Consider the following 23,462-nt stretch of genomic DNA (forward strand, 5'->3'; position numbering starts at 1 on the left):
AATCAATATCTTGGTGCGACTTAAAATCTTATCATATGTTGATTACTTTCGGCACGGGTTTTTACGGCAGGATAGCCAGCCATGAGGGGCATTGGATAGAAAGCAAATTCTTTCACATTATGTTCGTGCCCATTTTCCCAGTTGGCTCTATGTACGTGACCGATTCTGAATTCCGTAAACGAGCCGGCGTGGATATCCCTACTCAAGGCAAAAGCGTTTTGGCGACCTACTTGCGGTTGTTTAGCGGCATGTTTGCTGCATTTATGCTGTACGATATTTTCAGTGAATACGGCAGTGGCGTATTTTATGAGCATAGTTTTCTTTTCAGGTGTGTGCTGGCCTTGCTATCTATAGTCCTTTGGGTGTATCTCAGTTTCTACTTTGGGAAGGCGAGCACTGCAGATAAACAAATGCGTAATAAAGTGCAAAGCGTTAGCGGTATGTATGCCTTGCCGCATTGGCTGGATTATTCATTTTTGCGACAAATGCTCGAAGTTTACGAGAAGCGCTACGTGGAGAAGTACCCCGGCCGTAATTGGAAAAAAGACGTAGAAATAGCCAACCTTGATGCCGACCAGCGGCGCAATATCTACGCCATTGCCTTATTTAACTGCATGGTGAACAATTTGCCGGAAAACGACGAATTGTACGCGAGAGCAGATGAGTTGTACCAGTTAAAGTAAGGTTTCAAGTTTCGAATAGATTTACCAAAGCGGCTCACCCACTCCTCTTTTAAATAACAAACAGAAAGCTTCATCTGCCTGGCCGTACAGTTTTTCGTAACCAGTTAATTGGTTTATATAATCATTTAATGGCTTATTCGTCAGCGTAGTGGTTGGCTTTAAATCTGTAACCTGAAATGGGAACTGGCTATTGTTTGGATTTGGCGTATGCAAAAACAAGGCATCATCGTAACTGTCGTAATCTAACAATATCGCATATAATTGAAAAGGTTTATCCAGATTTTTTGTTTTTTGTACAAGGATGTCAAAATGCCTGAATAACATATCTAAATGCGGTGCCCTGCGTTTGAAACTGGTATTACCATAACCTTTATTATCAAAGTGCTCATGCCAGTAATCAAACCACCCATCCGGATTCGCAAAATCCGGCGAACCTGCTCCATCAAAATTATTTCTTGTTGCAAGCCCTTTATAATACCGCTTTAACCCCCTGTGTTTTTTATATCCGTTCATCGCAACCGCCGTGCGTTTACGCAGCGGCATCCAAGATAAGCACAAATACGCTTTACTTTTTCATCAGCTTCAATATCTTATCGAATATCTGCGTATTGCTGTAAACGCCCCGAAAATCGCCGGAATGCGGGCCATAGGAAAAAACGGGTACGGGCGTGCCGGTATGGTCGTTAGTACTGAAATTACCTAAAACGTAACCTTTTTTGATGTCGCCATCCAGTAGTGTAAGGCCGCCTGTTTCATGGTCGGCAGTTACTATGACCAGGGTTTCGCCGTCCTGGTCGGCAAAACGCAGGGCCTCTCCTACCATCCTGTCGAAATCGGCGTTCTCGGTAATTACCTGCGCCAGGTTATTCTCGTGACCACCATAATCAATCTGCGAACCCTCGGCCATCATAAAAAAGCCGTTGGGGCTGTTCTTGAATGCTGCGGTAACCTTTTTAAAAGCCAGGGGCAGGTAATCGCCACGGCCTGATATTTTTGGGCGGGTAGCCGTATCGTCCATCAAAGCCAATATCTTTTTGGCAGGGGATTTCAGGAAATCATCAAAGTTGCGGATAACCGAGTAACCGCGTTGCTTCATCAAATCCGTTACGGGTACGCCATTCACCTTAGTGGTGAAATCGCTATAGCCCGCGCCGATGAATATGTCGGCGTTGGAATAGATGATATCGGTAGCAATGAGGGTAGTATCGCTCCGTTCCTGCCGGTGCCCGTAGAAGGCCGCAGGCGTAGCGTCCGTTAAGGAGCACACCGCGATAATGGCTGTTTTTTTGCCTGCAGCCGCACTGTAGGTTGCAAGGGATTGCAAAGGTTTGCCATTCGCATCCACGCCAACAGCCCTGTCGTTAGTTTTTTGGCCGGTAGCAAATGCGGTGCCCCCGGCGGCCGAATCGGTAATGTAAGCATCCGCCGCATTGGTTACCGAAAAGCCAATATTCCGCATCCCGAAGATATTCAGTTTGCCCTGATTGGCGGTGTATGTAGCATAAAGCTGCGCCAGGCCCATGCCATCGCCGATGCACAGGATGATGTTTTTTACCTTTTTTATTGTACCGTCGGTTTTGTAAGTCGGCTGGTAGATGGGATAAGCTTTGGGCTGCAGGTACTCGCCCCGTGCTTTGCTATTCAGGAAGTCGCCAAGCTCCTCGATCTTATCCGTACCGATTACGTCCACGCCCAAACGCATCAGGGCGAGCCAGCTACTTTTGGTATCCGGACTTTCCCAAAACCGTATCATCTTCCCGGCCTGATGCACGCTGTCAATCACGCCTTTTATCCTTTTAATTTCTTCCTTATTCAACACGCCTTTGCCGCTCCAGCGCACATACTTGCCCAGCGGGAAGCTTACCAGGCCTATCTTTTGCCATTGCTGCGGGGTGAAGCCATTGAGATGGTCCACGTCGAAACTAATCCAATCCGGATAGTTAGGCATCTCCGTAGCGGGAGGTACGGCACCCGTCATCACGATGGATAAACGACCCGCATGATTTGGGGAAGAAATGTATTGGGCCAAGGGCTTAAGTTCTTCTACCACCAATGCCAATACCGCTTTGTAGTTCTCCTTTATCTCTATCAGAAGCCGGAGTTGGCGTTTGGGATCGTTCTTGAGTTTTTCGGAAAGCGGATCCAGGTATAAGGCCTGTAAAGAACGGTTGGCATTAATCTCCCTTTTGCTATGGGCTACCATCAGCTTGCCGTCAACAGCATAAACATCGGCCTCTATAGAGCCGAAACCCTTGTCATACGCGAGGTAAAACGGGATGCTGTTCTTATAATCGTTATGCGAATGGGCATTGGCAACGGTATAGGGTTTTATCTGGCCTATTGCGGCTTGGCTTACGGCAATAATCGAGGCACAGGCCAGCATCAATTTATGTAGTGTCTTCATAATTTCGAGAGCGGCAAAGATAGGCTCACCGGCTTATTTGCCGCTGCCTTTGATGTAAAGATAAGTTGATAATTGTGTTAAATTTCTGCGCCGACACCGTCATCACAGACAATCCGTCTTTATTTATCCTAAAAATGCTAAGTTTGGGTTACAGCATACCCTTTTCAGCCCATGCCCTTCTTATCCCGTATATCTCTCTCCGAATTGCCCGATGGCAGTTACCTGCAAGGCATACCCAGCCTTAGCCAGGGCCTGCAACTAAGGCTGCAAAACAATATCACTTTCCTGGTTGGCGAGAATGGATCGGGGAAATCTACCTTGTTAGAGGGCATTGCCGAACAATGTGGCTTCAGCCTGCGCGGAGGAAACCGCAACCATAATATGAATACCGGCCACCGTTTCGAAGGCTACGAATCGGCGTTGGCAAGATACCTGCAACTGGGCTGGACGCCCAAACGGATAACCGAAGGCTTTTTTATGCGGGCCGAGAGCTTCTTCAACTTCGCATCGTACATCGATGAAATGGCCATGAACGACCGCCGACTTCTGCAGGCCTACGGCGGCCGACCGCTGCACCAGCAATCGCACGGGGAATCTTTTTTGGCGTTATTCAACAATCAGTTCGAAGCAGGTATTTACCTGCTGGATGAGCCCGAGGCGGCCCTATCGCCGGCGAGGATACTGGCATTTATGGCAACTCTCAACCAGCTGGACCGTAGCGGCCGCGCGCAATTCATCATCGCCACGCATTCGCCCATACTCATCTGCTACCCTGGCGCTACCATCTACCAATTCGACGATGCGGGTGTGCGCGAAACCAGCTATGAAGATACCGAACATTATTATTTGACGAAATCGTTTCTGGATAACCCGGCGGCTTACCTGCGGCATTTGATGGAAGAGTGAGCATTACATAAGATTTGACAACTCTTTAAGAGTTGTCAAATCTGCGCAAAGCCTTTAATAATCCTTTCAAGGCTTATCGTACTTCAAAAGCAATCCCTTATAAATTTGCAATTGCCGTTTTAATGCAGCTTGTTGCCTGGGCGTAATGGTGACTGCATCGTAATACTTTTCGCCATCGTATTTGATTTTTGCTTTTTTGGCTTTCGCTATGTTAACGAATAGCCGCAATTCGTCGTCGGAAGAGGCATCGTCGCTCCATTCCCATATCTTGCCATCGCCATTATCTCTTTCGAATTTGGGCGACAAACCTGTATTCTCGCCATCGGTATTAACCGTCATGCGTTCGATAAACAACCAGTTTTCTGCAACGTATTGGGTACGGAACCGGAATTCATAATCGGTGCCGTTGGCCACGATATAGGCATACACGCCACTGACGTTGGAGTAATGCGGCGAAGTTCTATCATAGATAAATGTGTTACTCGAAAACTCATCACGCTTTTTGCGCGCATTGGCGTAAAGTTTTTTGAAAGTTGCCTTATCCACAGATATAGATGACAGCTCTTTCAATGCAGAGATAATAAACCATCTTTGGTCTGGAGCATTGCTGTCTACCGTTAAAGAATCTTCCGCTTTGTTTTTCATAGCGGGTGTGTCAATAGCCGATGAGTCAGCGGCATTATAATTGGAATTCTCGGCTGCCCTGCGTACGCCTATTGCTATGCATATCACTAAAAATACCACGACACATACGACAGCTATCAACCCACACCCATTTTGATTTTCGTCTGCGGCAACATTGGCCGCCATACGTTCGCTTGCATGACTAACAGGTTCCGCAACGAGTTCCTGTACGTCAGCATCCTCCACGCTCACCACACTGCCGCAATAGGGGCATTTTAACGTGGTTGGAGTTTCGGGTATCAGCCCGGCACCACAATTGACACATTTACCTAAATCATTACTCTCCATTAGTTATTATGCAGATTCTTTACCGTCAATTTCTATTTCTGCTGCGATAAAAACGTAACCAGCGATGCGAATTCGTCGTACGATAACGCATTAGCCAGCCCCGTCGGCATCATCGATGTTTTCATCTCCTTACGCGAGAGGATATCGGCGGTATTCACCGTAAAAACATCGCCGGAGATATTGCGCATCGTAATTTTCCCGGCAGATTCACCGGTGATAAAACCCATATAGGTTTTGCCGCCTTTTGCAGTTATGGTAACCGTAGCAAAGCCCTGTGAAATAGATGCGCTCGGTTTCAGGATAGATTCCGCTATTTGCTGACGCGTCATGATAGAGCCAATCTGCCCCATAAACGGCCCTTTCGGCTTCTCGCCTTTTTTGATGCTATGGCAGGCGATGCAGCCTTGCTGTGCGAATAAGGCCTTGCCTTTAGCAGGGTCGCCTTTTAATTTGGCCAAAGCCAGCATAATATCCTCGATAGACGATTTGCCTATCTGGCCCTTCTTGCTTCGTATCTTTTCGAGGTCTATTTTTACCTCTTTTACAGCGACAACTTTTTCCTCGCCGCCGAAGGCCTTGATTTCCATACGGTCGCGGGCATTCAGGTCGGCAAAAAATTGCTTACCGGCAGCGTTTGCCTTGCTGCGCACGCTGGTTAAGAAAGCAGCTATTTTAGGTGATGATTCCCAATTGATGGCCCGATAGTATGGCCCGTGCGAATCGGGCCGGGTGCTCCACCACCAACTGCCGTCATAAGGTGCTTCGGTTTTGTAAAGCCTGCCTAGTGTCACCAAAATTTGTTCTTTCAGTTTTGGCGATTTGGCTTTGCCGTATGCTGCTATTAGTCCGTCTACCGCTTTGGCATCGTGCATATAGCGCAAGGCCCAAAGCGCCAGGGTAGCGTTTTTTGTGCCGATGGCCTCAACGCATGCATCTACCGCGTTAAGGCTTACCAGGGCGCGTACTGCCAAATGAGGCGGCACAATAGCTGCATTAGGTGTAGCATGTGGTCCCTCGGTTCCTTTTGCAGGAGCTACGAATGATGCGGGAACGGGAGTCTCCAGCAATGCCTTAGCAGCCTCTGCCCTGCCCAGCCTGCCAAGGCCTATTATCGCGGCAGCCTGAACACGTGGCGATGGGTCTTTTAACGCAGCGAGGAATGGTTCTGTTGGTACATTTTGCAGGAAGCCTTTCCTGTCGGCCAGGGCTTTCAGGGCAAACTCTTTTAAATCCTTATCGTTGGCGAGCTGCGCCAATGCAGGCACGCTGCCCTGCCCTGCTACCTGCGCGTAAGTAAACAATGCCGCCACACGCCCATATAAAGGCGAAGCCGTGTTCGACGCTATGGAGAATGCTGCCGCACCGGCCTCATTCACCGGGCGCAACAATAATTCCTGCGAGGCATAAAAGCGGGCTACTGCGCTTGCTGATGTAAGCATGCCTGCCAAATCCTTAACGGATGCTGCCTTTAAATCGGGGAAAGCTTTATAGGTCCAACCATTGGGCACGGCGCGTACCACATAACCTTTCGATGCGCTGCCCTCATAACCGGCACCATCCCATGCGGAAAGGTACAAGCGGCCGGAGCCGTCTACATCCAAATCGGTAATTTGCGGCAAGTCGATAAAATCTTCCTGTTTTTGCGTAAAACTTGCACCATTAGGCGTAACGCGGTGAATGTAGAGCTCGTTGCGGCCCCAATCGGCCATCATGGGCACGTGGTTGTATTTTTCGGGCCAGGTGGGCTCATCCATAAATAAAGCACCGGTGCCTGAGCCGCCGCCTACATCAACGAGGGCGGGCAATATCTCATCGGTAAAATTCTGGAACAGCGTGGGGTAACCGTATTCGCCGCTTTGCAGGTGATGCGAGAAACGGATGTTCCAGCCGCCACCATCATTGGTGTTATCACGGGTAAAAACGTTCATATAAGGGTCGATGGCTACATCGTAGATGTTACGCGTACCGTGTGAGAATATCTCCAGCTCGGTACCATCGGGCCGTACGCGTACGATGCCACCGCCCAGCATGGTCAGTTTCTTGCCCGAGCGATCGATTGCATCATGGAAACCAAAATCGCCCACGGCGATGTATATCCAGCCATCTATTCCCATGCGGATACCGTTTGTGGCGTGGTCGGTACCACGCTCCGCCAGCATGTTGGGGTTGCTTAAATGTTCTACAACGGGCTGCGATGGGCCATCGGCCACGCCGTCGTGGTTTTTATCTTCGAATACCACCAGATCCATACCGGTAGCTTTTTGCGTTTCGGCAGAGAATATAGTGTGCAGCACATACACCTTATCGCCCAGTACAAATATGCCACGAGGGTTATCAACCTTGGCAAACTCGGTGTGCTCATCAATTTTCCCGTCATTGTCCTTATCAACCAACCGCAATATGCGGCCCTTGCCTGGTGCTTTGCCCAGGGAGCCCATCATATCCACACCTACGTACACTTCGCCGGTTGGTGCAGTTGCCAGGCAGGCGGGACTTGGCGTAAGATCGGGCCCGGTAAAGGGCGTTACAGTTAAGCCATCGGGCCAGGCGTTGGCCTTAGTGGCTTTCGGTTTGGCGGAGGGCCTTGCGGTTGTATGCATTTTTGGCTGCGAATCCGGCAGTGCAAAATACCTGATTGCGCCCAGCAACATCAAGGCGAAAAAAATAGAGAGGGAAGACTTTAACATGGGAATAATCGGTTTTAGATAAAGTGGCCAATATAAAACTTTATAAGGCGATATACCATCTTTGTTTGTAAAAATGTTATAGTGACAGTTAAAACGGATATGTTTGTGAGAGGTGTGGTTTTTGGAAGGTAACCTCTTCCAAAAACCGCGCTCTTATCCCTAAGCCACCGGCAAGTGAATCGTAAACTCGGTGTATTCGCCTTCCTTGCTTGTCATATCCATTTTGCCGCGATGGCCTTTTACGATGATATCATAACTTAGCGATAAACCCAGTCCCGTACCCTCGCCGGTTGGCTTGGTGGTGAAAAAGGGCTGCATTATCTTTTCGCGGATAGCTTCGGGGATGCCATTGCCGTTGTCTTTTACGTAGATGCGTATCTCGCTTTTGCCTTTTGGCGGGGTAAACAAACTGGTGGATACCTCTACCAGTGGCTTATATTTTTTGTCACCCGTTTTGCATTTTTGCTGCACGGCATAAAACGCGTTGTTGAACAGGTTGAGCATCACTCTACCCATATCCTGCGGGATGACGTTAATCTTCGGCAGATCGGGGTCCAGATCCAGCACCATTTCGGAGTTGAAATTTTTGTCTTTGGCGCGCAGGCCATGGTAGCTCAGCCTCAGGTATTCATCTACCAGGGCGTTCATATCGGTCTCGTGCTTCTCGCCCGAGTTGTTGCGGCTATGCTGCAACATGTTCTTTACGATGCCGTCGGCACGTTTGCCATGGTGGATTATTTTCTCCAGGTTCAGTACGATGTCGTCGGCCAGTGAGATAGCTTCCTTTTTGGTGCCGCTGCGCAGTTCCTGCTTCATTTCAATAGCAAGCTCTATGCTCACTTCGCTGAAATTGTTAACGAAGTTGAGCGGGTTCTGTATCTCGTGGGCGATACCCGCGGTAAGTTCGCCGAGCGAGGCCAACTTTTCGCTTTGTATCAGTTGCTGCTGGGTGGCTTTTAACTCGTTCACTGTGTTAGCCAGAATATCGCGTTGGGCCGTAAGCTCCAGTTGCTGTTCGCTCAGGCCGTTGTTAGCCTCTTGCAATTCGTCGGTACGCTGGGCTACTTTTTCTTCGAGCAGCTGATTTTCGTAAACCAATTGCCTCGAGCGGTATTTTACATAGTAATAGATAATGCTTATGAATACAATTGCCCAAATTACCCAGGCCCACCAGGTGAACCACCATGGCGGGTTTACCACTACTACCAGGCTGTCGCCTTTTTCTTCCCACACGCCCGAGCTGTTGGCAGCCTTTACCTTAAAAGTATAAGTGCCTGCCGGTAAGTTATTATAGGTAACGCTACGGTTGGTACCTGCCTGTATCCATTGCTTGTCGTAGCCCTCCAACATGTAGGCGTAGGTATTGCCGGCCGGGTTCTCGTATTGTAGCCCCACATAGTTGAAAGTGACGCTGTTCTGGCTATGCGAAAGCTCCAGTTTGTTCAACCCGAATCTTATAGATTGCTTTGCCAGGCTATCGTTTGCACCCGGGGCATTGTAACGGATGCTTTCGATATGTACCATTGGCGGGTACTCGTCGTCATCGAGGTCTTTAGGATCGAACAATGCCAGCCCGCTATTGATAGACAATACAAAACGGCCATCTGCCAGGTTTTGCGCCCCGAACTCGCTGAGCGTAACGCCGGGCACGATGTCGTCCATCTTAAAGCTCCTTAATGCCATCGTTTTGGGCTGGAGCCGGTTAAGCCCACGATCTGTTGCAACCCATATACGCCCTACTGAGTCTTCTTTGATACCGATAACGCCATTGTACAACAAACCCGATTGCTCGTTTACCTGGCGGTTATAAACGCCCTTGCGGCGATCGAACTGAAAAAGGCCCTGTTGATAAGTGCCTACCCAAAACCTACCCGCCCTGTCTTCATATATCGAGGATATACAAATCATTTTTTTGTTTTGCTCATTGAGGTACGAGAAGAACTTCCCGGTCGCACGATCGAACCTGTTCAGGCCGCCCTCGTTGGTGCCAACCCAAAGCGTGTTCTGCATGTCTTCATAAATACTGATTACGCGCTGGTCGTCCAGTGCGCCGTCATTTTCCTTGAAGGGATTATTATTGACTGAGTGGTAGGGAAACCTGGTAAACTTTTTTGTAGCGGGATCGAACGAGCATATGCCCCCACCCCCATTTTCGTCAAGGCCTATCCAAATGGTGCCTGTATTATCTTTATAAACTAACGACAGATCGTTGCCGGGGATGCTTGAGGTATCGGCCGGTTTGTTACGGTATGTTGTTTTTGCCCCGTTAGCTACATTATAAACCACAAAGCCGTTGCCTGTAGCCAGGTAATAGGTGTTGCCATCTGCACAGGCATACCAAATTGGCTGCCCGGGCGCTGCGCTATAAAATTTGCTGAAACGCCCGGTTGCCGTATCCCAGTTATACAGGCCGTCCTGCTTTTGTATAACGGTGCGCGAAGCTGTAGACGACACAATGCGCGCCGGCCCGCCAGGATAACTGCTAAACTTATCGTTGGTTTTCGTGATGAGTTCGAAAGCACTTTTTGTTTTGCTTAGCTTGCTTACGCCGCCATGGAATAAGCCAAACCAAAGGTTATTGCTGTTATCAATAAGTTTTTGGGTTAGATTGCTGTTTTGCAAGGCACCCGCCTGATTGGGCTTTTGCGTGTAATATTCAAAATGGCCGGTTTCCGGGTCGAAGTAAAGCAGGCCGTTTTGCGGAGAGATCCAAAACTTGCCGTTCTTATCTTCTTCAATGGCGTGTAATTGCGTTGCTGCGGTATCGTTGACGAGATAGTTGGCAAACTTGCCGGTTTGCCGGTCTAATTTGGAGAGACCTTTCTCGGTGGTAAACCACAGCCTTTGCTTTTTATCTTCGTAAACGGCATATATACCGGCATCATAAATGCTATCCTGATTTTCGGATGGGTGGTATTCTTTTATGATCTTCCCGGTTTTGGCATCGAAAGAGGCTACCCGCAAATCGATATTATTACCGTGGAAAAGGTTTAGCCAAAATATGCCTGGCTGCGATGGTGCCTCGTACACCGGGTTTACTCCAATAAATCTAGTAGTATCGGTATTAACCAGGTAACCTTTAAGCGGCTTGCCGGGCCCGGTATAACTATACAGCCCGTTCTCTGTACCTATCCATATCTTCCCATCGGCCGTTTTTTGCAAATTCATCATGGTTTTGGCATTTATGTAATTGTTGCCTTTTACATGGTTGCCAAAAAACTCGAATTTGTTAGTTGCAGGGTCGAATTTGAAAATCTTGATACCATTGTCGCTCGCAAGGCCCCAAACCTTCCCCTGGTTGTCTATCAATTTGACAACCAAATAAGGCTGTTTTATGTTGGCCGGCTGTGCAAACTGATCGAAATTATCCTTAGCGCGGTTATACCTAAAAAGCCCATTGCCAATTACGGAAACCCAAAGGCTTTTATCACCCCCTTTTACGATGCTGATTACGCTGGTTACAGTCCTGGTATTGAGCTTATTATTACCAAGGTTGTACACCTTATGATTATAGCCATCGTACCGCACCAGGCCGTTTTGGGTAGAAAACCACATATAGCCCTCGTTATCTTGTACGAGTGTGCGTACATAGGATTCGGGCAGGCCTTGTTTGATACCCAGGTTATCAAAATAAAGGTGGGACGTTTGCGCCTTGCCGAAAAAGCAGGCGGCAAGCAGCAAGGCCAGCAACAATAATCTCTTCATGGAGCGGGAGCGGTTTAATTAATTGTTCAAATAACAACTTTATATGCTAAATATCAAATATTGCCAGGCTAATAAACGTTGCCGCAACCTATATTTTTCTAATTTATCAAAAAGCAAACTTAAGCGGGCAAACCTGCAAACATTTAATATCTTAGCCCTTAAAAGCATATAACGGATGTTTTCTCTGCAGTGCGGACATGGAGCCGCAAACGCAACATCTAAAAGCAACTGTAAATCAGCATACTGAATGAAAAGCACACATCTAGCACAATGGGCAACCGATATAGCTTACACCCTGGCAGGAATCTTGTTCTGCGGATTTGCCCTCAAGAGTTTTTTAATACCCAATGCTTTTTTTGATGGCGGCGTAACAGGTATGAGCTTGTTGCTGCACGAGCTTTACCATTTCAATATCGCAGTGGTGATTGTATTAGCCAACATTCCCTTTATTATTATGGGCGCTTTCCAGGTGAATAAAATGTTTGCGGTAAAAACGCTGGTGGCTATCATACTGCTTGGCTTATGCCTGCAATTTGTACATTACCCGGATAAGATAACGTCAGACAAGTTACTGGTTTCGATATTCGGCGGGGTATTTATGGGGATAGGTGTTGGTTTGGCCATACGTGGCGGCTGCGCACTGGATGGCATCGAAGTTTTGGCCCTGTACACCGGAAAGCGCATCAGTTTCACCATCAGCGAAATTATCCTCGGTATCAATATCATCATCTTCCTGATTGCGGCCTTCGAACTCGGATTGCCGACCGCACTCTACTCCATCATGACGTATTACACAGCCTCCAAAACCATTAGCTTTGTGATAGAGGGCCTGGAGGAATATACAGGTGTTACCATCATCTCCGGGCAAAGCGAATTTGTTAAAGAACGCCTGGTGATGGAGCTTGGCCGGGGCATTACCGTTTACAAAGGCGAACGCGGCTTTTTAAAGGAAAGTTTCGACATCAGCCAGCCCGTAGATATCGTGTTCACAGTTATCACCCGCCTGGAAGTGCGCCGCCTGCGCAATCTGGTGCACGAGATAGACCCTAAAGCATTCATCTTCACCAGCACCATTAAAGAGGCTGCCGGCGGGGTACTTAAAAAGCGCGCGAGACACTAATTTTTTTGAATATCGAATGCTGAATTTCGAACGCTGAATTTCGAAGTCACTTCCACTTGACCAATCAAAATTCGGTGGTAACTATTTTCTTCGGTACTTCATCATTCGATATTCAGCATTCGGTGTTCGATATTATCCTTCCCCACTTTACATAACAAAAGCGGCAGGTATTACACCCGCCGCTCTGAAATATAAACGAAAACTAATCTTGAGTACGCTAAATTTATTGTGCCTTAGCCGCCCACAGCGATGCATTTAGATGCAATGCAGGGTGCGAGGTAAAGCCCGATGGCGAATCGCCGCTCCAGCCGTTGAACAGGTTGTCGCCGGTATCCCCGGTGCCATCGTCTGATGGTGAACTATCACCTATAAAGAACACCCTGCCATTACCGTAGGTAGCTAATAGCGCCATGGCATTGGCAGTCCCGCCGTTGGTTGCGCTGTTCCTCCAGAACAAGCCCTGCACTGTTGCATTGGTAGCAGGTGTAAGGTTTGCGGTGGAGCCATTGTAAAAGGCCAGTTTAGATGCCGTACCTGCCGCGCCGTTAAGTACGATAGTTGCGTTGGTATTTGTACCCGTGTAAACATTGGTGGACGGCCCTTCGCTGATATCAACATAATTTACGGTAAAACCGAATGGATTGTTATTGTTGATACCATTATTTGTCATCAGATCGTTCCAAACGCGTGGCGAATCGTAGCCATCGCCGTCGCGGTCTGATGGGTTGTAGCCGTTAGCATCGGTACCGCCTGTGGTAGCTGCGGTATGGTCGGCAACCATTACCAATCCGCCGCCGTTTGACACGAAGGTCATGATAGCGGTTTTTTCTGCCGCGGTAAACAGTCGGTTTGGCTCAATTACCACGTAAACATCGTAATTGCTCAAATCCTGCGGGTTTGAGCCATCGCCATAAGTAAGCGCGGTGCCAACAGGCAGGGTTTCTACCAGTTCGCCTTTTTTAACCAACTCTACTGCCCAGGCAGACATAGCGCCTTTCCAGTAATTTTCGGCAGTGCTTGAGGTGATACCAGTGTATGATGGCGTTGGGTAACGCTGTGCTTTGGTTTCTACAGTGGTACCACCTGTGTATAAAGGCACGTTCTCGGTACCGTCGGCATCAATCTGCCAATCGGCGCTGCCGGCGTTTTCCAGGTGACTGGCATCAAACAGGAATTTCTTGCCCGTAAGTACGGTGCCGCCACCACCGCCGCCAGCGTTATCGTTAACGGTGATATCGTCGATATTGATACGGTCGGCACCGCCGCTAAGTTTGCGGATCTCCAAACGTACGGTACCGCTAACGGTAAAAGTGAATGTTTGGGTGGTAAGGGTACTGCTGGTGGTTACGTTGCTGCCGGCCTGTGTCCAGCTGCTGCCGCTGTTTACCGAGTAGAACAAGCCCCAGGTGCTGTTGCCATCTGTACCGTATGTTGCGTGTTTAACTGTTACGCTGCTGATGCCGGTAGTCAGGTTGTACAGCATGGTAACTTTACCAGTATTGCGTATACGTGCCGACCATGAGCCTGCCTTTTTATCGCCGGAAAGGTTGCCTATAAGCGCATCATACAAGTTCCAGGAATTGCCCGAAAGGGTGACATTGTCGCCGCTCGAAGAGCCGGTTGGCGATACATCATAAGCAGTTTTTGGGCTGGTTGCGCCAACCTCAAAGCCCTGGGTTAAGGTAACCGCATCTGTTTTTAGGGTGCTTACTGCCGTTGCCGGGGCATCCTTTTTTTGATTTTCTGATTTCTGGCAACCCGTGGCCAATAAACCTGCAACCACTACTGAGAGTAGCGGCAATTTTAATTTAGAGAAATAATTCATAGATGTTTGTAGTGTAAGTGAGTATGAGTTAATTATTATTAATTATACGTTCAAAACTGGGGTTAATGTTTCGTATAATTATACACAATCCGTTACCTTATTGTTAACAAATTGTTTTAGGGGGGAAACACGGGGAGATGGAGGGTGATTTAACCTTTTAAGATTACACCGATTTGAGGAAACAATTTCACCAATTAGATGGATGATAAGGCGGCATTGATAATGGAATTGCCTATGGGATGTGTACTTCGTTTGACCAGATGAGGTTGCTCGTTTCGGGCCTAAGCAGGTATAATTCCGGATCAAACCGTAATTGTTCCCTGCTCACAAACTTCTGAAGGCTCATTCCCATTCTAAATTTCCGATTCTCAGGCCCGAAGCGGTTAATCATTAGCGGGATCGACATTTTGCGGGCACCGTGTGGAGGAATTTTAACTACTTCAGGGCCATTCTTATAACACATAATGGGCGGAATCGAAAAGTCTTTATTATCCACCAGAAATATATTAAGGTAATTACAATTCATGGTAACATACGCAAGCGTGTCGTTTGAATGGTTCTCCAGGTTGACGTAACATAACAGGAATTTAGTTTTTCGCTTATCAACGAAAAAATACATACTGGTATCAACCGGTAAACCAATTTTGCCTGAATCGACGGTCAATGCGTAGTCGTTTCTTTCTTGTGGTGTAAGTGCGTGGTAAATTGGCAATGGTTCCTGAAGATTGCGTTGTGCCTTTTCCTTTATCGCCCGTTCGTAAAAAGTCCTGCCCCTTTTTAACTTAACTTCATTCACATCAGACCATGTGGTTTCCACATTACGTAATTTGATATCATTTGCGTTCGCGCTATAAGGCACCAGTTTCATCCCTAATTTAAACCTGAATACGCTGTCGGGCTCATGACGAAGTTTAAAAATCAGCCCGATATTCATACTGCCATGGGACGCAATCGTCCTATGAATGTAAGAATTGTTGCCTACGTTTTTGTTATCAGGGGGCAATATTAGATCTTCGTTATCCACACTAAAAAACATCGAAGGTGCGTCTTCTCCTGTTAAATAAACCTGTTCCTTGTTAGTGTTATTGATTACTGAAAACTGTACGTAAAGTTGCGGTTGCAGGTCGGTTGTGTACGAAATTGAAGTATAATCTATTATTAATTTGGCTGATGACGCGCCCTCAGGATGTACTTGAGCCGACATTCCTTTGAATACCAACATCAGACAGGCAAGAAGGCTTAGGTGTTTCATTGGATAAAAATAGTGAAATTGAGGCTAGTAAATATGCACTGTTAACGAATTATGATTAACGTTATTACCGCCTTCTCTATTGAAACAATTGCCATAAGTATTTGGCAATAAGTTGTCTTATTTTTTGGTAAAGCTTGAGCATATGAAATACTAATATTATGTTTGGCCTAAACCAGACTAAATGACCACTTTAAGATTAGCCTTCTCAGTCCTTGTTGTATTACTTCTTAGCTGCAAAAAAAGTCAGCAATTAACAAAAGATAGCGTAATTATTCCATCTACTGTAGATGTTAAGCAATGGCTCAATTTGAATTATGCCGATGATGGCAAAGAGTATCATAACCTCGACATCTATTTGCCCGCAGTAGCAAAACCCACTTATAAGGCAGTTATTGTAATATACGGTAGTGCATGGTATGGCAATAATTTGAAACAAGCTGCATTTGATGCTTTTGGAAAATCATTGCTCGACAACGGTTTTGCGGTTATAGCCATTAACCACAGATCGAGTGGAGATGCTCCTTATCCGGCCCAGATCAATGATGTAAAAGCTGCGGTACGGTATATAAGGGCAAATGCAGGTAAATATCAAATTGATGCTTCATTTATTGGCATTACAGGCTATTCATCAGGTGGGCATCTTGCCTCGCTCGCCGCAACATCAAATGCGGTTAAAGAATTTACAGTGGGAAAAGTGAAAGTTAATATAGAAGGAAATGTTGGAAATTATACCGCAACCAGCAGTGCTGTAAACGCGGCAGTTGATTGGTTCGGCCCTATCGACATGGCCCTGATGGATGGGTGTAACAAACCAAAAGGAGCAGACTCTCCCGAAGCGGCGCTTATCAGAGGCAATCCGGCCGAAAATCTTGATATGATAGCTCTTCTCAATCCCATCACCTTTCTGGATAGTTCAGATCCTCATTTTATAGTAATTCATGGCGATGCAGATAATGTTGTACCCTATTGCCAAAGTGTGCTTTTTGCTAAAGCATTACAAGAACGGGGAATACTGACTGAATTTATTACTGTTCCTGGCGGCCAGCATGGGCCGATTACTTTTAATGACAATACTTTTAAAAAAATGACAGATTTCTTTTTAAAGGAAGCCGGAAAATAATAGGGCAGCGCGTTAATCGTTTCTCTACGTAACCTGACAAAAAAAGCCACCCTCCCGGGCAGCTTTTCATTAAATAGGAAAATATTTAGGGAATGTGCACCTCATTTGACCATATTGTTATGCCCTTATGCTTTGAAATATGCTCATTTAAAGTGTATAAACTTTGATAGTCCGTGCTAAATATTAATGACATACTAACCTTGAATTTTTCGCCTTCATTCGTTTTGTCGCTTACTACTAAAGCACGGTTAATAGTTTCTGATTGATGCGGCGGAACGGTGTGTATTTCATCGATATTTTTATCACAGCCATGCCTAAACAGTACTACCTTGTTTGAATTGGTAGAGAAAATCTCATCACTCGAGCAGCTCATATTAACATATTTTAGGGTATCATTGCTATTGTTCAAAAGTGTTATTGGAACTGTTATACCTCTGAAAGTTTCTATTTGATATGGTGATGTTATATCACTCACAGGTGGAATTTGATCTTGATTAATAATTAACTCGTATGGCTGCTTTGGTGAATCAGTTTTGGATTTAGGTTTGCAGGCTACGAACAGGCAGATTATCGTGATTGATAGGATTATAGGTTTCATTATTTAAATGTACAAATTCCCAAACAAAAAGAGCCACCCTCACGGGCAGCTCTCTATTCTGAACTATTTTTGAACCTTGATTTTTCGCCTATTGATCATTTTTGGTGCTCAAGAAGGCTTCGCCGTTTATGGGATTAAAGGATTTCCTGATGCACTTATCTCCAATCACTAACCTCTATTCTCCAACCACTAAACTCACTGTCAAGAATTCATAAACACAAAGTTGTTATCAAACATATCCAGTTTTATCTTGCTGTCGCGATCTACCGCACCGGATAGGATCTGTTTCGACAGCTCGTTCATTATCTTTTTCTGTATCACCCGTTTCAGCGGACGGGCACCGAACTGCGGGTCGTAACCCAATTGGGCCAGCCAGTCGAGAGCTTCTTCCGATGCTTCTATGGTGATGCCCAGTTCGGCCAGTGTGTTTTGCAATTGTTTAAATTGCAGTTTCACAATGTCGGTTATCTCGTCGCGACTAAGCGGGGTAAACATGATGATCTCGTCTATCCGGTTCAAAAACTCGGGACGGATGGTAGCGCGCAACACGTTGAACAAATCGTTCTTGGTTTTGGCTATCACGGCATCGCGGTTTTTGTCTTCCAAATCCTGGAAGTTCTCCTGGATAATATTAGAGCCGATGTTGGAGGTCATGATGATGATGGTGTTCTTAAAGTTCACCACACGGCCCTTGTTATCGGTAAGGTGCCCATCGTCCAATACCTGTAACAGGATATTGAACACATCCGGGTGGGCCTTTTCAATCTCATCCAATAATACCACACTGTATGGCTTTCTGCGTACGGCCTCGGTTAACTGACCGCCTTCATCGTAACCCACATAGCCCGGAGGCGCTCCTATCAATCGCGATACGGAATGCCTTTCCTGGTACTCGCTCATGTCAATCCTTACTAACGAGTTCTCATCGTTGAACAAGTATTCGGCTAATGCTTTGGCCAATTCGGTTTTACCCACGCCGGTTGTCCCCAGGAAGATGAACGAGCCGATTGGCTTGCGTTTATCCTGTAGCCCTGCCCTGCTGCGGCGTATGGCATCACTGATGGCCTCAATGGCCTCCTCCTGCCCTGCTACGCGTTTGTGCAATTCCTCTTCCAAATGCAATAGTTTTTCGCGCTCGCTTTGGATCATTTTGCTCACGGGGATGCCCGTCCAACGGCTTACCACGCCGGCAATATCGTCGGCAGTAACTTCCTCTTTCAGCATGCGGCTGTCATCGGGGTTTTCCGCCAAAGCAGCTTTCAGTTTTTCAACTTCCTGCTGCGCCTGTACAATGGTACCGTAGCGCAACTCGGCTACCTTGCCGTAATCGCCTGCACGTTCGGCCTGCTCGGCCTCCAACTTATAGTTTTCTATCTGCTCAACCTTTTGGTTAATGCCATTTACGATATCCTTTTCGCCCTGCCATTTAGCCCGCAGGGAATCGCGCTCGGCCGATAGGTTGGCGATCTCTTCGCTCAGTTCGGCAACTTTGCGGTCGTCTTTCTCGCGTTTGATGGCTTCGCGCTCTATCTCCAGCTGCATAATGCGGCGTTCCAGTTCGTCAACCGCTTCGGGTACGGAATCCATCTCCAAACGGAGTTTAGAAGCGGCTTCATCCATCAAATCGATAGCCTTATCGGGCAAAAATCTGTCGGATATATAACGTTGCGACATTTCTACGGAGGCTATAATTGCCTCGTCTTTAATGCGCACCTTGTGGTGTGCCTCGTAGCGTTCCTTCAATCCACGCAGGATAGATATAGCATCGGCAGTATCCGGTTCATCTACCAATACCTTCTGGAAACGGCGTTCGAGGGCTTTATCTTTCTCAACGTATTTCTGGTACTCATTCAGCGTGGTCGCGCCGATGGCTCGTAATTCGCCACGGGCCAGGGCCGGCTTTAAAATATTGGCCGCATCCATGGCACCTTCGCCGCCGCCTGCACCAACCAAGGTGTGTATCTCATCGATAAAGAGGATAATCTCGCCATCGCTTTGTATCACTTCTTTTATGACGGCTTTCAGGCGTTCTTCAAACTCGCCTTTATACTTGGCACCGGCAATCAGCGCGCCCATATCCAGCGAGAAAACGGTTTTGGTTTTCAGGCTCTCGGGCACATCGCCTTTGATGATACGGAAGGCAATGCCCTCGGCAATAGCGGTTTTACCCACGCCTGGCTCGCCAACCAGAATCGGGTTGTTTTTGGTACGGCGCGATAGTATCTGTATAACGCGGCGTATTTCTTCGTCGCGCCCTATAACCGGGTCGAGCTTGCCGCTTTCGGCGTATTCATTCAGGTCACGGGCGTACTTATTAAGCGCGTTGTAAGTGGCTTCGGCATTTTGGTCGGTAACTTTGTTATCGCCGCGTAACGCGGTGATGGCTTTCTTAAGGTCTTTTTCGTTTACGCCGAAATCTTTGAGGGCAGATGCTGTTTTATCGCCTGCGGCTAATACGCCCAGCAATAGGTGCTCTACGGATACGAATTCGTCTTTAAATTCTTTAAGGTACGATTGTGCTTTTTGTAAAGTGGAGTTCACTGCGGACGACAGGTACACATTGCTCCCGCTTACTTTGGGGAACGAGGTTATCTGCGTATCCAGCGTTTCGTTAAGCCTGTTCAGGTTAACATTCAGCTTTTTAAGCAGGTAGGTTATTACGTTTTCATCAACCAAAAGCAAGCCTTTTAGCAGGTGCGCGGTCTCAATGGCCTGCTGCTGGTTGCCGGTTGCTATATCGGATGCCTTCTGCACGGCTTCCTGTGCTTTTATGGTAAAATTGTTGAAATTCATGGTAATTGCTTATGCTCAAAACTATTGCCACGCTATGTTTTATGAAAGTTTGACATCTAATTGCACCAGGCGCAGCCAATTTGTCTATAAAAAACTTTCAGGACAGACGGGATGACATTGCTTTATAAGGAAATATCTTAATTTTGGTTTGCAAATAAATACCTTTGCCTACCCTTACTGAAATAACCATTGGATACGCATTATTTTTCGAAGTTACCGGCAAAGTACGCCAACGCGTACCGCAACTATTATACCTATCAAAATTTGCTCAGCTTACGGAGGGCCAGTTTGGTATTCCTTACGCTTAACCTGGTTATTCGCATCCTGTACCACATATTCCCCGAGAGCCTTACCCGGGCCCAAAACTTCCCCGAATTTAGCTTTACCAACTGGATATACATCGCTGTAACACCATTCTTTTACATCGCCAGCCATTTATTCATCAACCATTTCCAAAAAACCAAAAAAGGCAATGCCGCCATGGCTTTGTTTGTATTTGTTTTTTCACTGTACATCATCGTCAGCGGCATGTATTCCAGCTTTATCGCCACTGCCGACCCCAGCAACGCCCTCACGCTTTACCTGGTAGCCCTGAGTTTGGTGAGCGTACTTTTTGTATTTGAGTATTACGAAACCGTGGTGCTGCTGATAGGCATCGAATTGCTGTTCACGGCGCTGCTTTTCCACGCCCAGGCCGATGCTACAGAAATGATATACAATCAAATGATATCGATGATTTTGATAGCAGGCTTCTTTTTAACCTCACGCTACTTTTTCACTTACAAAGCCAACTATTACCTGCAGGTGATAGAAATACGCGAGAAGAACACCGTGATTGAGCAGGCCAACGCTTTCAAGAATCAGGTACTAGGCACCGTAGCGCATGATCTGCGCAACCCCATAGCAGCCGTAGAATCAATAGCCATGATGATGGAGATGGAAGACATAGACGAAGACACACAGGATAACCTGAAAATGATGCGCGATAGTTGTGTTAAAGCACGCAACATTATCGACGACCTGTTGGAGGCCGCGCGTAATGAGGGCACCACGAACTTTGATACCAGCCGTACCGAGATGAACAACCTGCTGCAAAACATGGTGAACACCTGGCGTGTACAGCTAGGCGGCCGCAACCGGGTAGTGCTGATAAGCGACACCAACGAGGCCTACGCGCTGATAAACCACGACAAATTCCCGAGGGTGATAGACAACCTCATAAGCAATGCCCTTAAATTCTCTAACGATGTTGATATAGTTGAGGTACACCTAAGCCGGGCAAAAGAGCGCATCATTATTAAAGTAACCGACCATGGCATGGGCATCCCCAAGGCTATACTGCCCAAAATATTCGACCGTTTCAGCGGGGCGGGGCGCACCGGCCTCAAGGGCGAGCAATCTACCGGCATTGGCTTAAGCATTGTAAAACATATCGTAGAGAGCCATGGTGGTAAGATAAGCGTATCGAGCATAGAAGGCAAAGGCAGCACCTTTACGGTTGAGTTGCCACAGGCGGGGTAGTTTAGTCTTTGTCTGAACTCGAATTTGTCGAATTTTAATGATTTACAGAATTAAGGCGCTTGTCTTCTGTAAATTCGATGAATTCCTTGAATTCGAGTTCAGACAAAAAACTTCTCGTTAAAATTCACCAAATACAATTTCTCCGTTGCGCGGGTACAGGCGGTGTAGAACCAGCGGAGGAAGTCGGTATTCACCATTTCTTCGGTGAGGTAACCCTGATCTACGAACACGGCTTCCCATTGGCCGCCCTGGGCCTTGTGGCAGGTAATGGCGTAGGCAAATTTTACCTGCAGGGCATTGTAGTATGGGTTCAGTTTTAATTGCTCGTGCTTTTCGCGTTTATTGTGTATGTGCTCGTAATCTTTCATGGCCTCCAGGTACAGGCGTTTCTGGTTATCGGGGGTTAGCGCGGGGGCTTCGGAGTATAGGGTATCGATGAGTATCTTGCAATCCAGCACCGGGTCCTCGGCGTAATCGATAAATTCCAGTTGCACATCCGCAAAGCGGAAACCATACATTTCTTCCATGCGGCGAACTTTGCGCAGTTTTACGATATCGCCATTGGCTATGAATGCCGTGCTGCCCTCCTCGTCGGTTTGCAGCCAGAAGTAATTATTACGGACGATCATCAGTTGATCGCCGCCGGTGAGTTCTTCTTCCCGCATTAAAATACGGTTGCGGATCTGCATGTTGTATTGGTTGGCGTTTTTGTTGCTGCGGCAAATAATGAGCGTGCCATCATACCCGTATTTATGATAAGCGGTACTTAACTCCTCCTCCAGGTCGGCGCCGGTCATACGGATAACATCCTTGTAGCCCTCGGTAACAATCTGGGGATAGTCCTCCTCTTCGCGGCGGATGATATCGCGCACCTCGGTAACGTTATACAGGATACCCGAATCCTGCTGCTGACGCAGTACGTCGGTCAGTTCGTAGCTGTGTACCTCCAGCATAAACTTATCCTTCATCAGCTTGCTATCCAGCGCCGGGCTGTCTATAGAACCTACGGGCGGGAGCTGAGCGGTATCGCCAACCAGCATCAGCTTGCAGTTGCGGCCGTTATACACGAATTTAAGCAGATCGAGCAGCAAAGTAGAACCATTGAAGCCGCTATGCTCATCGGATATCATGGAGGCTTCATCTACAATGAAAAGGGTATTTGTGGCCAGGTTATCGTTTAGTTTGAAGGCCTCATCCATATTCACTGCTGATTTTTTGCGGTAAATACGTTTGTGGATGGTGAACGCTTTGCGCCCGCTGTAATTGGTAATTACCTTTGCCGCGCGGCCCGTAGGTGCCAGCAACACCGATTTGTAATCGTAATATTTTAACGCCTGCACCAAAGCCCCCACCACCGTGGTTTTGCCCGTACCGGCATAACCCCGCAGTATAAAGCACTCATGGCCCTCATCGCTCAGTAAGAAACGGTGCAGTTTGCCGAACAGCTCGTTTTGCTGAGCGTTAGGCTGATGCGGGAAGGATGGAGATATGAGTTCTGATGCGGGCACACGCAAAAATGCAGATTAAGAACAGGAGTTGACGTAGATAAGGTGAAATTTTGACGAGGAATTTGTTGGGTACACATCAGGTGTTGTCTTGTGTAAACCTATTTCAGGACGAGACATATTGTCTCGTCCTGAAAAAAGTTTACACTTTTACTGATTAGTCCTGTTGTTGGTTTACACTTTATTTTAGTCCTGAATTAGGTTTACCCTTTTCTAAAGATAAAGAATAATTGTTGTGGTTTGCTTGTCGTGTTGGAATGTGGGAAACTCCTTCAGTTTTCCATATTCCAACACGTTTTTCTTTTTTTGCTTCTTTTTTTCTTTTTGTAGGCTCCTTTCTTTTGTTGAAAACTATGATACCGGTTTTTTGC

16 protein-coding genes are annotated in these 23,462 nt (G+C 47.0%); 5 read left to right on the plus strand and 11 right to left on the minus strand.

From position 1 onward, the window contains the following. The first annotated feature begins 35 nt into the window (after positions 1-35). Positions 36-683, plus strand: coding sequence for a hypothetical protein (locus AC1DXC_RS10300; protein WP_477459062.1), 648 nt, complete (start codon positions 36-38; stop codon positions 681-683). A 21-nt stretch (positions 684-704) separates the two neighbouring features. On the opposite strand, the gene AC1DXC_RS10305 is transcribed toward AC1DXC_RS10300, so the two are convergent. Both AC1DXC_RS10305 and AC1DXC_RS10310 read right to left on the minus strand, forming a co-directional pair. Continuing rightward, complete coding sequence (locus AC1DXC_RS10305; protein WP_477459063.1) at positions 705-1,196, minus strand: hypothetical protein; 492 nt, start codon at positions 1,194-1,196, stop codon at positions 705-707. Positions 1,197-1,248: 52 nt separating this feature from the next. Next, a complete protein-coding gene (locus AC1DXC_RS10310) occupies positions 1,249-3,087 on the minus strand; it encodes an alkaline phosphatase (RefSeq protein ID WP_477459064.1) in 1,839 nt (612 codons plus the stop codon). Positions 3,088-3,258: 171 nt separating this feature from the next. Here AC1DXC_RS10310 and AC1DXC_RS10315 point away from each other — a divergent pair, with 171 nt between their 5' ends. Next, entirely contained in the window at positions 3,259-3,993 is a 735-nt protein-coding gene (locus AC1DXC_RS10315) for an AAA family ATPase (RefSeq protein WP_477459065.1), read from the plus strand. A 66-nt stretch (positions 3,994-4,059) separates the two neighbouring features. On the opposite strand, the gene AC1DXC_RS10320 is transcribed toward AC1DXC_RS10315, so the two are convergent. The 3 genes from AC1DXC_RS10320 to AC1DXC_RS10330 all read right to left on the minus strand — a co-directional run bounded on the left by AC1DXC_RS10320 (position 4,060) and on the right by AC1DXC_RS10330 (position 11,357). Continuing rightward, positions 4,060-4,965, minus strand: coding sequence for a TFIIB-type zinc ribbon-containing protein (locus AC1DXC_RS10320; protein WP_477459066.1), 906 nt, complete (start codon positions 4,963-4,965; stop codon positions 4,060-4,062). A 32-nt stretch (positions 4,966-4,997) separates the two neighbouring features. Further along, positions 4,998-7,652 carry a DUF7133 domain-containing protein gene (locus AC1DXC_RS10325; protein ID WP_477459067.1) on the minus strand — a complete coding sequence of 885 codons (2,655 nt, stop codon included), beginning with the start codon at positions 7,650-7,652 and terminating at the stop codon, positions 4,998-5,000. Between the two features lie 159 nt (positions 7,653-7,811). After that, positions 7,812-11,357: a sensor histidine kinase gene (locus tag AC1DXC_RS10330; protein ID WP_477459068.1), complete on the minus strand. Its 3,546-nt coding sequence runs from the start codon at positions 11,355-11,357 to the stop codon at positions 7,812-7,814. Between the two features lie 247 nt (positions 11,358-11,604). Here AC1DXC_RS10330 and AC1DXC_RS10335 point away from each other — a divergent pair, with 247 nt between their 5' ends. Continuing rightward, a complete protein-coding gene (locus AC1DXC_RS10335) occupies positions 11,605-12,477 on the plus strand; it encodes a YitT family protein (RefSeq protein ID WP_477459069.1) in 873 nt (290 codons plus the stop codon). A 223-nt stretch (positions 12,478-12,700) separates the two neighbouring features. On the opposite strand, the gene AC1DXC_RS10340 is transcribed toward AC1DXC_RS10335, so the two are convergent. Both AC1DXC_RS10340 and AC1DXC_RS10345 read right to left on the minus strand, forming a co-directional pair. Then, positions 12,701-14,302, minus strand: coding sequence for a hypothetical protein (locus tag AC1DXC_RS10340; RefSeq protein WP_477459070.1), 1,602 nt, complete (start codon positions 14,300-14,302; stop codon positions 12,701-12,703). A 232-nt stretch (positions 14,303-14,534) separates the two neighbouring features. Next, positions 14,535-15,554, minus strand: coding sequence for a hypothetical protein (locus AC1DXC_RS10345; protein WP_477459071.1), 1,020 nt, complete (start codon positions 15,552-15,554; stop codon positions 14,535-14,537). Between the two features lie 181 nt (positions 15,555-15,735). Here AC1DXC_RS10345 and AC1DXC_RS10350 point away from each other — a divergent pair, with 181 nt between their 5' ends. Further along, complete coding sequence (locus AC1DXC_RS10350) at positions 15,736-16,674, plus strand: prolyl oligopeptidase family serine peptidase (protein WP_477459072.1); 939 nt, start codon at positions 15,736-15,738, stop codon at positions 16,672-16,674. Positions 16,675-16,759: 85 nt separating this feature from the next. On the opposite strand, the gene AC1DXC_RS10355 is transcribed toward AC1DXC_RS10350, so the two are convergent. Further along, positions 16,760-17,272: a hypothetical protein gene (locus AC1DXC_RS10355; RefSeq protein WP_477459073.1), complete on the minus strand. Its 513-nt coding sequence runs from the start codon at positions 17,270-17,272 to the stop codon at positions 16,760-16,762. Between the two features lie 201 nt (positions 17,273-17,473). After that, entirely contained in the window at positions 17,474-20,065 is a 2,592-nt protein-coding gene (gene clpB / locus AC1DXC_RS10360) for an ATP-dependent chaperone ClpB (RefSeq protein WP_477459074.1), read from the minus strand. Positions 20,066-20,254: 189 nt separating this feature from the next. Here clpB and AC1DXC_RS10365 point away from each other — a divergent pair, with 189 nt between their 5' ends. Then, positions 20,255-21,586 carry a sensor histidine kinase gene (locus tag AC1DXC_RS10365; RefSeq protein WP_477459075.1) on the plus strand — a complete coding sequence of 444 codons (1,332 nt, stop codon included), beginning with the start codon at positions 20,255-20,257 and terminating at the stop codon, positions 21,584-21,586. Positions 21,587-21,684: 98 nt separating this feature from the next. Here AC1DXC_RS10365 and AC1DXC_RS10370 read toward each other — a convergent pair whose 3' ends face one another. Further along, a complete protein-coding gene (locus tag AC1DXC_RS10370; protein WP_477459076.1) occupies positions 21,685-23,094 on the minus strand; it encodes an ATP-dependent DNA helicase in 1,410 nt (469 codons plus the stop codon). Between the two features lie 178 nt (positions 23,095-23,272). Next, positions 23,273-23,462, minus strand: a 190-nt coding sequence (locus AC1DXC_RS10375) for a hypothetical protein (protein WP_477459077.1), incomplete at its 5' end; no start/stop codon positions are given.

The sequence above is a fragment of the Mucilaginibacter sp. P2_D11 genome (assembly GCF_056404435.1).